The following is a 13,157-nucleotide window of genomic DNA, read 5'->3' as shown; positions in this document are numbered from 1 at the left end:
CAGAGCCGGCGCGATCGTCCCAGTTCGACAGGAGGAACTGTCCATGAGAGCAAAGAGAACGCTTCTGGCGCTGGCGCTGCCCTTCGCCCTGCTACTTCCCGCAGCCTGCGGCGGAGCGGACGAGGGCGGTGGCGACAGCGGCACCCTGCGCATCCTCACCAACCTGCCCGACAGCGACTCGAAGGGCAAACAGCTGACCACGATCATCGCGAACTTCCAGAAGGCCAACCCCGGCGTGAAGATCGAACGGGAGGACGCGCCGGCGCCCGAGGAGGCGCACAACCGGTACGAGCAGGCGAAGCTCGCCGGCAACGAACCCGACATCGTCATCACCAACCTGTTCGGCAAACCCACGTCCTGGCTCGACAACGGCGCCACCGTGGACGTCGCGAAGGACGCCAAGGACTGGGGTCTGGAGTCCCTGTTCCTGCCGGAGGCGCTGAACGCGTGGCGCAAGCCGGACGGCAGGCTGCAGGGCTTCCCGTGGGAAGGGTTCACCTGGCCGGTCTGGTACAACCTCGACCTGCTCAATAAGGCGGGCGTCGCGAAGGTCCCCACGACGACCGACGAGCTGATCGACGCCACCAAGAAGCTCCGCGCGGCGGGCATTCAGCCGATCGTCACCGGTGGCAAGGACTGGAGCGGCAACAAGCTGTTCTCGCTGATCGTGGAGTCCATGACGACCGACGAGCAGGCGCTCGCAGCGTTCCGCGACGGTGCTTGGGACACCCCGGAGGTCAAGGCCGGGATCGAACTGTTCACGAAGCTGCGTGATGCCGGCGTGTTCACCGACAGCGCCGAGGGCCTGACGGCCGACCAGCAGCGCAGCACCTTCGGCGCCGGCAAGGCGGCCATCATGCACGGCGGTTCCTGGGACTACGGCAGCGCCGACATCCCGACGGCGAAGAACGCGAACATCGAGCTCGGTGGCTTCCCGCTCGCGCCAAGTAGCACCCGGCAGAAGCCGGTCATCTACACCGACTTCACCGCTACCGGTGTCTGGATCAGCCCCAAGGGCCAGGACAAGGCCGCGACCGTGGAGAAGTTCGTCAAGCACCTCTACACGCCCGAGTCGCTCGGTCTGCTCGTCGAGGCCGGCGCCCTCGCCCCCGTGGCGGACGACAAGGTCAAGGTCGACAAGAGCACTCTCCCCAAGCTGTACGTCCAGGCGTCCGAGAAGCTCAAGGCGACGACCGAGGTCGCCGTACTGTCCGACGTGCACGTTCCGACGAAGTCCCAGACCGGATTCGAGCGAGCCACCAGCCTGGCCTTCACGCCGGGCACATCGGCCGACGACATCATTAAGGCGCTCAAGCAGGCATGGCAGTAGTAGCGGCGACACCGCGGGCGCCCAGTGACCGCCGGCGGCGGACCTGGGTGCCCGCGGCGCTGGTGACCTCCCCGGCGCTGCTGTGGTACGCGGCGTTCATGGTCGCGCCGCTGGTGAGCATGTTCGTGTTGAGTCTGTTCGAGTGGAACAGCCTGCTCGCCACGCCCCGGTACGGCGGCCTGGCGAACTTCGAACGCCTCCTCGACGACCCGCTCATCCGCACCGCGGCGAAGAACAGCCTCGTCTACGTCGGCGTCTCGCTAGTGCTGATGATCCCGCTTGCGTTCCTGCTCGGGTACTTCCTGAGCCGCAAACCGCCGGGCTACCGAGTGCTCAGCGTCATCTTCTTCACGCCTGGCATCGTCTCGGTGTCGGCGCGGGCCATGATGTTCATCGGCATGTACCAGCCGGAGGGGATCATCAACAAGGTCCTCGAGTTCACCGGCCTGGACGGGCTGACCCGGATCTGGCTGGCCGACGGCCAGACCGCGCTGTGGGCAGTGATCGGCGTCGAACTGTGGGCCGGGATCGGCTTCACCGGCGTGATCTTCGCGTCGGCCCTGACCGCGGTGCCAGAGGAGGTCTATGAGGCCGCCCGGATCGACGGAGCACCGACCTGGACGATCATCTGGCGCATCGCCTATCCGATGACCCGCGACTTCGTCGGCCTGATGACCATGCTGCAGTTCCTCTGGCTCCTGCTCGGCTCGGCGCAGAACATCCTGCTGCTGACCAAAGGCGGACCCGGGTCGTCCTCGATGACGCTCGCGTACTACCTGTACGACCAGGCGTTCGTCTCCACCCGACTCGGCTACAGCCAGGCGATTGGCGTACTGCTGTTCGTCGTCGGCTTCGCCGGCATGCTGGCGATCCGCCGAGCCTTCCGTACCAGGGAAAGATGAGGCCACGACGATGACGATCGGCAAACCGCGGCGCCGGCCCAGCGCCGGGTCGGTCCTCGCTTACGGCGTAGTTCTTGTGTATGCGGCCGCAATGGTGCTACCGCTGTACTACGTCATAATCAGCGCGTTCAAAACCAACGAGACCATCTTTGACGCGCCGATCACGCCACCCACCAACTTCACGTTCGACGAGTTCACGCGAGCCGATGAGAACGTCAACATGACCTCGGCGCTGCTCAATTCAGCCGTAATCACCATCGGCGCCGGGATCGTGGCGCTCGTGCTGGCGGTGTTGGCTGCGTACGGTATCGCCCGGAAGCGGTCACGGTTCGCCTCCGCGGCCGAGACCAGCTTTGGGCTCGCCTTCCTGATCCCCGGACTGGCCGTCCTGATACCGGTCTACCTGTTAGCGGTCAAGACCCACCTGATCCACACGCCCCGGTTATACCTCGTCCTTTTCTACACAGCCACGACGCTGCCACTGTCGGTACTCATCCTCGTCCCGTTCTTCCGTTCGATCCCGCGCGAGATCGAGGAGTCGGCCACTATGGACGGCGCCGGCTGGTTGACCGTCCTGCGCTACATCATGCTGCCGCTCGTCGCACCTGGAGTCTCCACCGTCGCGATCCTGAACTTCCTCGGCGTCTGGAACGAGTACTTGTTCGCGTCGGTGCTGACCACGGAAGCGTCACGTACCGTGCAGGTCGCGCTGCCATTCCTGCAGGACCCCCGCGGCGCGAACTTCGCGTTGCTGTCCGCCGGCGTCGTGATTACCCTGCTGCCGGTGTACGTCACCTATGTGATCCTGCAGCGCCGCATGCAAGAAGCGCTCGTCGCAGGGTCGGTCAAGGGCTGACCGATCCTGCGACAACCCTGCGCTTGCCGAAAACCTCGTCCGCGCAGGTCAGGCGGCATGCTGGTACTCATGGAGGATGCCGCCGAGGCGGTCGCGTCTTCGTATGTCGAGGCGGGCCAGCTTGTTCGGATCGGCGATCTGCGCGCGCAACGGGTGCAACGGGCGGGCGTTCGCGATGCCCCGGTGTGGGCGGTGTCCGTCGTAGAACTGATCGAACTCGTTCAGGGCGTGGAGCAGGTGCCGCTGGTTCCAGATAAGGGTCCGGTCCAGTAGTTCGCGGCGGCAGGTCGGTACCCACCGTTCCATGATTGAGCTCATTCGCGGCATCCGGATGCCGCTCAGCACGACGTCGATGCCCGCCTCGGCGAGGATGGCGCCGAACAAGTGGGGGAATTTGCCGTCCCGGTCGCGGATCATGAACCGGGCTTGGCAACCGGCGTCTTCGAGGTCCATGACAAGGTTCTTCGCGGCCTGTACTACCCAGGTGGTGGTCGGGTGCGGGGTGGCGCTGAGGATCCGGATTCGGCGGCTGGTGTGCTCGATCACCGCGAGCACGTACATTCGCGCTGCGGTGAGGGTGACTGTTTCCAGGAAGTCGCGCGCCAACAGGGCGTCGGCTTGGGAGCGGAGGAAGTCGGCCCAGGTGCTGCGGGCCCGTTCGGGCGCCGGGTCGATCCCGGCCTCCTTCAAGATCTCCCACACGGTGGACGCGGCCACGTGCACGCCGAGCACCAGTATGTCGCCGTGCAGACGTCGGTAGCCCCAGCTGGGATTTTCCGGTGCCAGGCGCAGCACCAGGGTGCGGACGGAACGCACGGTCGGGGGCCGGCCCGGGCGTTTCGGCCGGGACTTGTGCGCGTGGCGGCGGGCGAGCAGGTCGCGGTGCCAGCGCAACACCGTGTCGGGGCGCACCAGCAGCCGCAGCCGACGCAGCACGTCGCGCGGCAGCCGGTGTAGCAGGGCCGCGAGGAGCGCCCGATCGCTCGCGTCGAACCGCACCTTCTCCGTGCCCAGCTGACGCTCCAGCACCGCGATCTGATGGCGCAGCGCCAGGATCTCCACGTCCTTGTCTCGATCGTTCATCAGCAGCAGACGCAGCATCGCGAACGCGTTCGCCAGGTAGGCCAGTCGCAGCAGCACGGCCGACCATCATGCCGCGGCGATCACCGGCTGCGTGAGAGCCCCAGCGCAAGCAACCGGGGGCGACATCCCGTCCACCCCACGCACCGGCTCCGACCAGGGCGGATGGCGTTTTCGGCAGGGGCAGGGTTGGATCGTCCCGGGCGCAGCCTTGCAGACGTCGGCGGCGTCCGCCAGGCTGCCGGACCCAGCAGGGCCATTCTCACCGGTCGATAGGCCCGGCGAGCTCGGTGGGATCGAGACGCAGGGTCGCGAGCAGCCCGGCGTGCCGGGTGGTGTCGACCTGCTCCGGCAGCTCCCGCTCGACCCAGTCGGCCCTGGTGTGCTGGCCGCGCCGACGCAGCGCGGAGACGATAGCGTGTCGGGCAATTGTCATGGTTTGCTCCTCGGTGGTGATGGTGGGACCCTCGCCGGTCCTTCGCTACCTCGGCGGAGGTGCTGTCGGCGCGGGCGCCGATTCCGCCGGCGCCGAGTGCGCGGCCCGTGCAGCGTCGACGATGCGTGAAGCGACGATGGGAAGGTGTCGGGGGCGGTGCGGAGACGGCCGCCCTTTCCCTCTGAAGTGCGCCTGCCCCCGCTGTCGGCCCCCGCGCCGGACACCATGCCTGCGGCCGTGAGCAGCTGCGGAGTAGGACCAGGTTGCCTGCGGTGGCGGCGAGCGCCATCGCCGCCTCGGCCAGGTCGACCGCGGTCTCCGGCGGGACGACCAGCAGGTCGACCCGGCTGTCGTTGAGGCAGATAGCGGTCAGCAGGCTGGCGGGCTTACTGGTGAAGTAGCCCAACCGCAGGACCCTGCCGCAGACGGCGAGGCGGCGTGGATTGCCGTCCCATCTGTCGGCGTTGAGGACCAGCGGTGGCGTCATATCGGATCCTTATCGCCGTGACCGCGGCGTAGCGGCGGGGTCGTGCGCGGAATCGCGTCTTGCGCCGGGCGGGGTGCCGGTTCGCCGACCCGTCCGGCCCGGGTCGTTGTTTGCCCCGCTCGGTCACGGCGGTGCAGCTGGGTGATGCGGGCGGTGCCGATCACCATGGCGACGATCACGAGCGCCGCCGCGCAGGAACCGATCAGGCCCGCGCCGGCGCGACTCAACGGCACCCGGGCCGGTGGGAGGCACGGAGGCCGGTGGGAGGTGGCGACCACGTTGCGATGTTGCGACGGCGGAGGTCGGTCGGGCGGGCCGCTGCGGATCGCGTGCGCTCGGGTACCGACATGGCATCCCCTCGGGCGAAGCCGGCGTGGCGGGCACCTCAGGAGTGGGATGTCGTCAATTCCCGGATAGCCCCAGCCTACGCCTGCCCGGACCGGTCTGCTCGGTGCCGCCGCGATAGAGGGCCGAGGCTCGCCCCGAGCGGTTCGTGTCCGACCCACCACCGCACCGGCTTCCAACCCTGGCGCCTCGGCCCCGGCGCCCCGGCAGCGCTTCGTACCCCCGACAGCGAGGCGATCGGCGTGGCCGTGGCCGGGCGGGCCGGGTGGCCGCTCATGCCAAACCCACCTCAGTCCTGGCGGGCCGAGCGGTCAACACCTACACCAGCCGGTGGGACCAGCCGCCGGTCCGCCCCCGAAGCCATCGGGAACTGACTCGGCACCGGGCGTAGGCTGGCTCGCGTGGATCAAGAAGACCGAATCGCCCTGTTCCTCGACTATGAGAACCTAGCGCTGGGGGCCCGCGAACACCTTGGCGGCATGGCCTTCGACCTCCGGCCCATCGCCGATGCCCTCGCCGAGCGAGGGCGGGTGGTGGTACGTCGGGCGTACGCCGACTGGTCGTTCTTTGACGAGGACCGTCGGATGCTCACCCGGTCTCACGTTGAACTCATCGAGATGCCCCAGCGCATGGGCGCAACGCGCAAGAACGCCGCCGATATCAAAATGGCCGTGGATGCTGTGGAGTTGGCCTTCGAGCGCGGGTACATCTCGACGTTCGTGATATGCACCGGTGACAGTGACTTCACTCCGCTGGTGCACAAGCTCCGCGAGCTGAACAAGCGTGTCATCGGCGTCGGAGTCCAGAAGTCCACTTCGGCGCTGCTCCCGCCCGCGTGCGATGAATTTCTCTACTACGACCGCCTTGAGGGGGTCGATATCCCTCCGCGTGGCCGGCGCGGCCGTCCGGCGCGTCTACCCGGCCCGGACCTGCAGCAGGTGGAGCAGGAACCCGAGCCCCAACCGGCGGTTGAGGAACCCGTGCGGGATGTCGACACGCTCGCCGTCCTCGTGGCTCAGACCGTGGCTGGTCTTCAGGGCAGCTCAAGCGGTGAGGTGACCGCCTCGACGCTGAAGCGCACGCTGCTCAGGAAGGATCCGACCTTCAGCGAGTCTGACTACGGCTTCCGCGCCTTCGGGGAACTCCTGCGGCACCTTGCCGACCGCAACGTGATCGACCTGGCAGAGGGCCCCGCCAAGGGCGACCCCGAAGTGTCCCTGCCCGAACATGGCGATCGGGAGGTGGCGTTCGGGCTGCTTCGTTCCGTCGTCCTGGACCTGGCTGGCGGCGAAGGCGCGGTGGCCCTGTCCGGCCTCAAGAATCAGATTCGGAGGGCACGGCCGGACTTCAGCGAGAAGAAGCTCGGCTATCGCAGCTTCCTTCAGTTCTGTAAGGCAGCCGCCACCAGCGGCGCGGTCCATCTCGAGTGGAGCCCCGAAGCCGACGACTATCTACTCACCACACAGGCTTCGTGACCGCGCGACTTTCGGGCAGCGGGGGAAGCGTCACGATGTGAACGCACGTCGCGGCCGGGGGTGTGACGTTGAGACCGCGGCTTTCGTGCTGGCCCGTACCCCTTGGCGACGAATTGCTATACGGTCGGCGGGTGATTGTCGAGGAGCATTGGTGGAACGGTGACACGACCCGGCGCGGGCGTCGGGACGTGTACATCCGCACCGACGGGCGGCGCTGGGACGTCCAGGCGCAGATCGGCGGCGCGTCCGGCCGTTACCGAGTGCAGGAATGCCCCAGTCGGGCCTCGGCGGCCATCCTCGCCAACGCCTGGCGTGGTAGCCATCCGGCCTGGCGTGAACTGCCGCGCTGACGCCCTGGCCGACCGCGAGCGGCCCTCGTAGAGGTGCAGGTGGGACCCGCAACTACGCGTCCGCCGGTGCGGTGCCAGCCGCGGCGCGGCCCGATGATCTCTCGAGCACGCTAGGACACGCTTGACAGCAGGCGACCGAACTCGCTGGTCGGACTCACCACCTTCGGCGAACCTCCCACCTGTGCACGGCATGGATTGTTCCGTGACGGGGCGAGCTGGCCACTCTCGTTCGCGTTGTCCGTGTACGCTCAGCGAGAGTCGCCAGGCGGGCTCACCGGTCGCGCGAAATCCGCAGGTTCTGCGGTCAGTATGGCGGCGAACTGGAGATCATGCTCGCGGAAGAGGCGTACGACTCAGCGACGCACGGTCCGGGGACCTGGCGGCTTTGACGTTTCGCGGCCCGGTCTACGGGCGCGGAACGATGGACAGTCGGAGGGCGCTGTTGCGTTGAGCGTTTGCGTGATCGAGGCAGACTTGATCGGTGAGGTCGTTGGTTCGTCCTCGCTCGTGGCTGCCACCGAAGTCGGCGTTCGTTGGCTTCCGGTTCCCAACCGAGGTGATCGTCGTCGCGGTGCGCTGGTATCTGCGGTTCAATCTGTCCTATCGGGACGTTGAGGAACTCCTGGTCGAGCGCGGCGTGGAGGTCGATCACGTCACCGTGTACCGGTGGGTGCAGCGGTTCACGCCGCTGTTGGCCGACTCTGCCCGGTTCTGCCGCCATTCACCAGGCGATAGGTGGCACGTCGACGAGACCTACGTCAAGGTCAACGACGTCTGGCGGTACGTGTACCGGGCGGTCGACGAGTACGGGCAGGTTCATCGATGTGCTGGTCTCGGCGCGTCGGGACGCCGACGCGGCGCGGAGGTTCTTCCGCCGGGTGCTGTCCACGCCGAAGGTCAAGCCCACCGAGGTGGTCACCGACGCCGGCGCGGTCTTGTACCGTGCCAGAACTCGACGCACAGGTTGTGAGCTGGAGTTTGACCGAGCTGAAAACTGATTGGGTTCGTGGCTGTCCGACTGCTCTACCTCGTCATGATTCGGGTGTTCGGCTGGCTCGTGCTCCTCGCGCGGAGCGATGCCGCCAAGACGGCGGAGCTGTTGGTGTTGCGGCACGAGGTCGCCGTGTCGCGACGACAGGTCGGTCGCTCACGGCCGTCGTGGCCGGATCGGGCGGTGCTGGCCGCGCTGGCCAGGCTGCTGCCCTGCCGGCTGCGGGAGCATCGGATCGTCACCCCGGCCACGCTGCCGGCGTGGCATCGTCGCTTGGTTGCCCGGCATTGGACGTATCCGAACAGGCCGGGTCGTCCGCCTATCACCGCTGAGGTTCGGGATCTTGTCGTACGACTTGCCCGGGAGAACCCTTCATGGGGGCATCGGCGCCTTCAGGGTGAGCTGGTGGGGCTCGGTCACCAGGTCGGGGCCGGCACGATCCGCCGGATCCTCGCCGCCACCAGGATCGGCCCGGCGCCCCGTGGAGTCGACACCTCCTGGCGGACCGTCCTCCGCGCCCAGACGGCTGGGCTGCTCGCGGTCGACTTCTTCCACCTCGACACCATCACCCTGCGCCGGCTGTACGTCCTCGTCGTCATGGAGGTCGCCACCCGCCGGGTGCACATCCTCGGCGTCACCGAACACCTGACCGCAGCCTGGACTACGCAGCAGGCCCGCAACCTGGTGATGGGCCTCGGCGACCGGATCGGCTCGTTCCAGTTTTTGATCCGCGACCGGGACACCGAGTTCGCCGCGTCCTTCGACTCGGTGTTCGTCGGCGAGGGTGTCGACGTGGTCAGGACTCCGCCGCGGATACCCCGAGCGAACTGCTACGCGGAACGGTTCATCCGCAGCGTCCGGTCCGAGTGCACCGACCGGATGTTGATCTACAACGAGCGGCAGGCCCGTGCGGTCCTCGACGACTATGTGGCCCACTTCAACGGCCATCGTCCACATCAGAGTCTCGCCCAACACCCACCGAGCCACGAGCCCGGCATCGTCATCCCGATCGACACTCCAATACGGCGACGACGGATCCTTCGGCGGCGTGCTCAACGAGTACCACCGAGCGGCCTGACCTGATCAACGAAGCCGCAGGTCAGGCCGGCGCAGCGAGTTCTGGCACGGTACAGGATGGGCGGCGAGGACGCGGGCGCGGTGGCGTTCCCGCAATTCGCGCCCGAGCGACGCTTCGTGTTGACCGGCCAGCAGATGGTGATCGGGCGGCGCAGCCGGTCGCGCGGCGTCAATCCGGACATCGATCTGGTCGGCCCGCCCGAAGATCCTTGCGTGTCCCATCTGCACGCGCTCCTGATCGCCCAGCCCGACGGCTGGGCGGTGGTCGACCTGGAGTCGGCCAACGGCACGTACCTCAACGACCCGTCGTCGAACCCGATCGACCCGAACGTCCAAGTACCGATCAAAGACGGCGACAAGATCTACCTGAGGGCCTGGACGGCCCTGACCATCCACGCCGGGTGAGGACAAGGTTGCGAGGCATCGTCGAGTCGATGGCGCCACCGCCTGGCTGCTCGGCCCCGACGCCACCTACACCTCCGGCGCCGTGCTGCGCGTCGCCGGAGGTCCGTGGCATTCGGCGGCGTCGCCGAACCCCGGAAGGAGGTGGTGTCGAGCCGATTCAGCATCGAGAGTCGAAGGAACCCGTTCAGAGGGTTACCGGCTTCGGCGAGTAGCTTCGCGACTGTCTCGTCACAGGTCGAGGACCGCCTTGCCGGGGACCCGGCGGGCGAGCAGCGCGTCGGCCGCCGCCACGGCCCGCTGCTTCATGGCTTCGAAGGCGTGTGTCACCGCGCGCCCTCGCTGGTTTCCAAGCGGATGGTGGTGGACGAGGCCAGCCTCGCCAGCGCCAGCGCACCGACGAGCAAACCGAAGTCGCGTAGCGCGACGTCGAAGTATTCACCCATCGTGACGAGGTTGACGATGATGCCAAGCAACCATGCGGCGACCACGTAGCCACCGATCGCGGGTCTGATCGCGACGAGGATGCCGGCAAGGATCTCTACGACTCCCACCGCGAGCATCGCCTGGTGCGCGTCACCGGGCACGATGTCGTTGATCCAGGGAGCGAGGTACTGCTCCCAGTCGGTGAGCAACCCGAAGAACTTGTCCAGGCCGAAGAGGATCGGAGCGACTGTGAAGACCGTGCGTAGGAGGAGGAATGCCTGATGGGCGCGGTCGTTCGCGGCGACCGGCGTCGCAGATGATGGTGCGGAGGAACGCGTGTGGGTCATGACGACCTCCCGGTTCTAAAAGAGGGTAGCCTTGACTTTAGAGTCGGGCCGGGATTACGTCAATAGATTTCTCCTTTAGAAAGGACTGGTCGTGTCGGACGAGCTCGCCGAGCAGATCGCCGGGGTCGGTGCGTTGTTGGAACCTGCCCGTCGCGCGCTCTACCTGTACGTGGCGGCGCAGCCCGACGCGGTCAGCCGCGAGCAGGCGGCGGACGCCGTTGAACTACCGTTGCACTCGGTGAAATTCCACCTCGACCGGCTGGTGGAGGAGGGCCTGCTCGACGTGGAGTTCCGCCGACTGTCGGGGCGGACCGGCCCGGGCGCGGGTCGCCCATCGAAGCTGTATCGGCGCTCATCGCGGCAGCTTTCGGTGTCCTTGCCCGAACGTCGCTATGACCTGGCCGGCGATGTGCTGGCGACGGCCATCGACCGGTCGTCGAGCGACGCTGTGCCGATCGCGGACGCGGTGCGAGACGCCGCGGAGGAGGAGGGCCGGCGCATCGCCGCGGCGGCTGCGGACGAGGGCAAGGCCGCTCCAGGCGTCGCTTCGGCCGTGGCCACGGATGGTGATCGCCATAACAATCTGGTACGTGCGGCGCGAGTGCTGGCTCGTCATGGCTATGAACCGCGTATCTCCGATCGGGAGATCCGCCTCGCGAACTGCCCATTCGACAAGTTGGCGGCCAAGCACATCGAACTGGTTTGCGGCATGAACCTCGCCCTCATCGGCGGCGTCATCGACGGACTTGACCTCACGGGACTGAGTGTGGAGCTCGCGCCGCGACCTGGCTTCTGCTGCGTCAAGATCCACGGCTGAGCCGACAAGCGGGAGCCGAGGCCCGGTTCCTAACCTGCCGGGAACCGCGGGCGGTACTCCCGGTGCTGAACCCGGCCACATCCACGGCCGACACCGTCGTCGGCCGCGTTGGCCGGCTCGGCGACCTGGCGCCGGAGTGATCCAATCGATGCGGATCTTTTTCGCGCCATGTCGTCCATCGGCGCCTGTCCTACTTCCTGTACAGCGATGTCAACAGCAACGGATTGACCAGGGGCATCCGGCTCGGTGACATCTTCGGCGGACGAAGAGGTCACCGAGCAGCTCTAGATTTGCGCGAGCGGAAGAGTCGTAGCCACGATGATCGGGCGTGGGGCTTCGGTCCGTCTAGCCCTCGGACACGTTAATCCCCCACGGAATCTCTGATGGGGATTGCGCTTAGCCCGTCAGTGGGCTATGGGCGACCAGGTGTGAGGGCCAAGTCCCAGGCGTTGCCATGGGAGACGATCGTCATTTGGTTCGCGCGCAGAATCGCTACCACCTCGGTCGGCGCAAGGGCGTGAGCCCGTCGCCTCGCTTGGCCCTGCCTGCTGCTGCGGTTCATGTCGGCCGTGAGGCTGGTAAGTAGGTCGTCTTCCCGTAGATAGAGGTTCTTGGGGCCTCGTGGGAGTTTCGCGCTGGTGTGCCCGTGCCGGCAGCGGTAGCCGGCGCGGCCGTGCACCCAGTGCGATTCCATCCGCCGCCCGCAGTGACCGCAGCGCAGCAGACCGGACAGTAGGAAGGTCCGGGCGTGGCCGTCCTCGGGGGTCGGGTTACATCGGATGGCCTGGGCGGTGACGAAGTCCTCCTCGCGGACCAGCGCGGGGTGCGCCATCTCCTTGGAGATCACCCACTGTCCGGCAGGGTTCCACCGGTGCACCTCGCTGCGCTGGTGGTCGACGGGGTTGTGGTCGGTGCGTTGCCGGTTCCACACCTGTCGGCCGGTGTAGCGGGGGTTACTCAAGATCGCGGCGACCGTGCGCAGGGTCCACCCGTCTCCGCTGCGGTGCCGGTTGCGGTCCGGGTCGACGCCGGACGGGCAGGGAATCCCCATCTCGTTCAGTGCTCGGGCGATGCTGGCAACGCTGCGTCCGGCAAGGCGTTTGGGCGAACATCCACCGTACGTGTGGGGCGGTGGCCGGATCGGGTTCGAGCCGGTTTAACCGGCGGCCCCAACGGGCGTGGGCGGCGTTCGGGTGAGGTCCGGCGTCGGCGAGCTGGTAGCCGTAGGGCGGCCGGCCACCGAGGTAGCGTCCCTGTTCGCGGGCTTGAGCCTGCATCGCGGCTATGACCCGGAACCGGGCGCGCTGGACCTCGCGTTTGGACTGAGCCCCCAACATCATGACCAACCCCCGGTGGGTGGGGCTGTGGTAATCGAGCGGGCCGTCGGTCTCGGGTAGCCACAGCTGTACGCCGTGGCGCTCAAGAGTCGGGGCGAGGTGTGGCAGTTGGTTGCCGTGGAACGCGCGTTCGTACTCACCGACCACGATCGCGTCGAACGCACGGTCGGGATCAGCGAGCGCATCCAGTAGCGCCGCGGCTTGCGGGCGCTCATCCCACGCCTTGCGGCGGGAGTATCCGATATCGAAGAACTCGGCCACGATCGTGCCCCGCCCTGCGGTCAGGCCGAGGGCCACCTCACGTTGCCAGTGGTACGACGATGCCGGGTCCTGGAAGTCCTTCGTTGACATTCGTCCGTAGAACGCGAACCGCAGCCCGCGGCCGAAGGGAGCCGCGTCACGGCGACTCGCTGTCGCACGCTTCTGTTCGCGATCGATCCACCCGGTCAGCAGGTCCGGATTACTGCTACTCGCGGAAGTTGTCGTCACGTCTCGCTCC

General features: G+C 67.3%; 13 protein-coding genes and 2 pseudogenes. 9 read left to right on the top strand and 6 right to left on the bottom strand.

Going from position 1 to position 13,157, the window contains the following annotated elements; translation table 11 throughout:
• Nucleotides 1-43 precede the first annotated feature (43 nt).
• The 3 genes from GA0070624_RS27050 to GA0070624_RS27040 are packed head-to-tail and all read left to right on the top strand — an operon-like array spanning nt 44 to nt 3,088.
• Entirely contained in the window at nt 44-1,330 is a 1,287-nt protein-coding gene (locus GA0070624_RS27050) for an ABC transporter substrate-binding protein (RefSeq protein WP_176731898.1), read from the top strand.
• The gene (locus GA0070624_RS27045) at nt 1,321-2,232 is read left to right on the top strand and encodes a carbohydrate ABC transporter permease (protein ID WP_091345707.1); all 912 of its coding nucleotides are present in this window, start codon (nt 1,321-1,323) and stop codon (nt 2,230-2,232) included. The genes GA0070624_RS27050 and GA0070624_RS27045 overlap by 10 nt, the downstream gene beginning before the upstream one ends.
• A 10-nt stretch (nt 2,233-2,242) precedes the next feature.
• A complete protein-coding gene (locus GA0070624_RS27040) occupies nt 2,243-3,088 on the top strand; it encodes a carbohydrate ABC transporter permease (RefSeq protein ID WP_091345706.1) in 846 nt (281 codons plus the stop codon).
• Between the two features lie 48 nt (nt 3,089-3,136).
• Here the strand turns inward: GA0070624_RS27040 and GA0070624_RS27035 are convergent, their stop codons facing one another.
• The 3 genes and pseudogenes from GA0070624_RS27035 to GA0070624_RS37030 all read right to left on the bottom strand — a co-directional run.
• A complete protein-coding gene (locus GA0070624_RS27035; protein WP_091345705.1) occupies nt 3,137-4,228 on the bottom strand; it encodes an integrase in 1,092 nt (363 codons plus the stop codon).
• Between the two features lie 202 nt (nt 4,229-4,430).
• Complete coding sequence (locus GA0070624_RS35065) at nt 4,431-4,604, bottom strand: hypothetical protein (RefSeq protein ID WP_176731897.1); 174 nt, start codon at nt 4,602-4,604, stop codon at nt 4,431-4,433.
• A gap of 289 nt (nt 4,605-4,893) precedes the next feature.
• Nucleotides 4,894-5,091 (bottom strand): annotated as a pseudogene (locus GA0070624_RS37030) (DUF5994 family protein); the annotation flags it as partial.
• A gap of 746 nt (nt 5,092-5,837) precedes the next feature.
• On the opposite strand from GA0070624_RS37030, the gene GA0070624_RS27030 reads away from it, so the two are divergent.
• From GA0070624_RS27030 to GA0070624_RS27010, 5 genes and pseudogenes are all read left to right on the top strand, one after another.
• Complete coding sequence (locus GA0070624_RS27030; RefSeq protein ID WP_091345704.1) at nt 5,838-6,911, top strand: PIN domain-containing protein; 1,074 nt, start codon at nt 5,838-5,840, stop codon at nt 6,909-6,911.
• A 131-nt stretch (nt 6,912-7,042) separates the two neighbouring features.
• A complete protein-coding gene (locus tag GA0070624_RS27025; RefSeq protein WP_091345703.1) occupies nt 7,043-7,261 on the top strand; it encodes a hypothetical protein in 219 nt (72 codons plus the stop codon).
• Nucleotides 7,262-7,772: 511 nt separating this feature from the next.
• Nucleotides 7,773-8,205: pseudogene (locus GA0070624_RS27020) on the top strand (IS6 family transposase); the annotation flags it as partial.
• Between the two features lie 62 nt (nt 8,206-8,267).
• Nucleotides 8,268-9,335 carry an integrase core domain-containing protein gene (locus GA0070624_RS27015; RefSeq protein ID WP_245719022.1) on the top strand — a complete coding sequence of 356 codons (1,068 nt, stop codon included), beginning with the start codon at nt 8,268-8,270 and terminating at the stop codon, nt 9,333-9,335.
• Nucleotides 9,336-9,386: 51 nt separating this feature from the next.
• Nucleotides 9,387-9,734: an FHA domain-containing protein gene (locus tag GA0070624_RS27010; protein WP_091345702.1), complete on the top strand. Its 348-nt coding sequence runs from the start codon at nt 9,387-9,389 to the stop codon at nt 9,732-9,734.
• A 323-nt stretch (nt 9,735-10,057) separates the two neighbouring features.
• Here GA0070624_RS27010 and GA0070624_RS27005 read toward each other — a convergent pair whose 3' ends face one another.
• Nucleotides 10,058-10,504, bottom strand: coding sequence for a hypothetical protein (locus GA0070624_RS27005; protein ID WP_091345701.1), 447 nt, complete (start codon nt 10,502-10,504; stop codon nt 10,058-10,060).
• Between the two features lie 91 nt (nt 10,505-10,595).
• Between GA0070624_RS27005 and GA0070624_RS27000 the strand changes: the two genes are divergently transcribed.
• A complete protein-coding gene (locus GA0070624_RS27000) occupies nt 10,596-11,321 on the top strand; it encodes a helix-turn-helix transcriptional regulator (RefSeq protein WP_091345700.1) in 726 nt (241 codons plus the stop codon).
• 412 nt (nt 11,322-11,733) lie between these two features.
• On the opposite strand, the gene GA0070624_RS36125 is transcribed toward GA0070624_RS27000, so the two are convergent.
• Entirely contained in the window at nt 11,734-12,372 is a 639-nt protein-coding gene (locus tag GA0070624_RS36125) for a recombinase family protein (protein WP_245719021.1), read from the bottom strand.
• The gene (locus GA0070624_RS36120; RefSeq protein WP_245719020.1) at nt 12,275-13,147 is read right to left on the bottom strand and encodes a recombinase family protein; all 873 of its coding nucleotides are present in this window, start codon (nt 13,145-13,147) and stop codon (nt 12,275-12,277) included. Before GA0070624_RS36120 ends, GA0070624_RS36125 begins: the two co-directional genes overlap by 98 nt.
• Nucleotides 13,148-13,157 lie beyond the last annotated feature (10 nt).

Source organism: Micromonospora rhizosphaerae, from assembly GCF_900091465.1.
GTDB lineage: Bacteria > Actinomycetota > Actinomycetes > Mycobacteriales > Micromonosporaceae > Micromonospora > Micromonospora rhizosphaerae.
This window is presented reverse-complemented; position numbering and strand designations above follow the sequence as displayed.

Excerpts from the sequence above, each read along its gene's own strand:
- GA0070624_RS27005 (WP_091345701.1), bottom strand. The coding sequence starts at position 10,504 with ATGACCCACACGCGTTCCTCCGCACCATCATCTGCGACGCCGGTCGCC.
- GA0070624_RS36125 (WP_245719021.1), bottom strand. The coding sequence starts at position 12,372 with ATGGGGATTCCCTGCCCGTCCGGCGTCGACCCGGACCGCAACCGGCAC.
- GA0070624_RS27040 (WP_091345706.1), top strand. The coding sequence starts at position 2,243 with ATGACGATCGGCAAACCGCGGCGCCGGCCCAGCGCCGGGTCGGTCCTC.
- GA0070624_RS27045 (WP_091345707.1), top strand. The coding sequence starts at position 1,321 with ATGGCAGTAGTAGCGGCGACACCGCGGGCGCCCAGTGACCGCCGGCGG.
- GA0070624_RS27050 (WP_176731898.1), top strand. The coding sequence starts at position 44 with ATGAGAGCAAAGAGAACGCTTCTGGCGCTGGCGCTGCCCTTCGCCCTG.
- GA0070624_RS35065 (WP_176731897.1), bottom strand. The coding sequence starts at position 4,604 with ATGACAATTGCCCGACACGCTATCGTCTCCGCGCTGCGTCGGCGCGGC.
- GA0070624_RS27010 (WP_091345702.1), top strand. The coding sequence starts at position 9,387 with ATGGGCGGCGAGGACGCGGGCGCGGTGGCGTTCCCGCAATTCGCGCCC.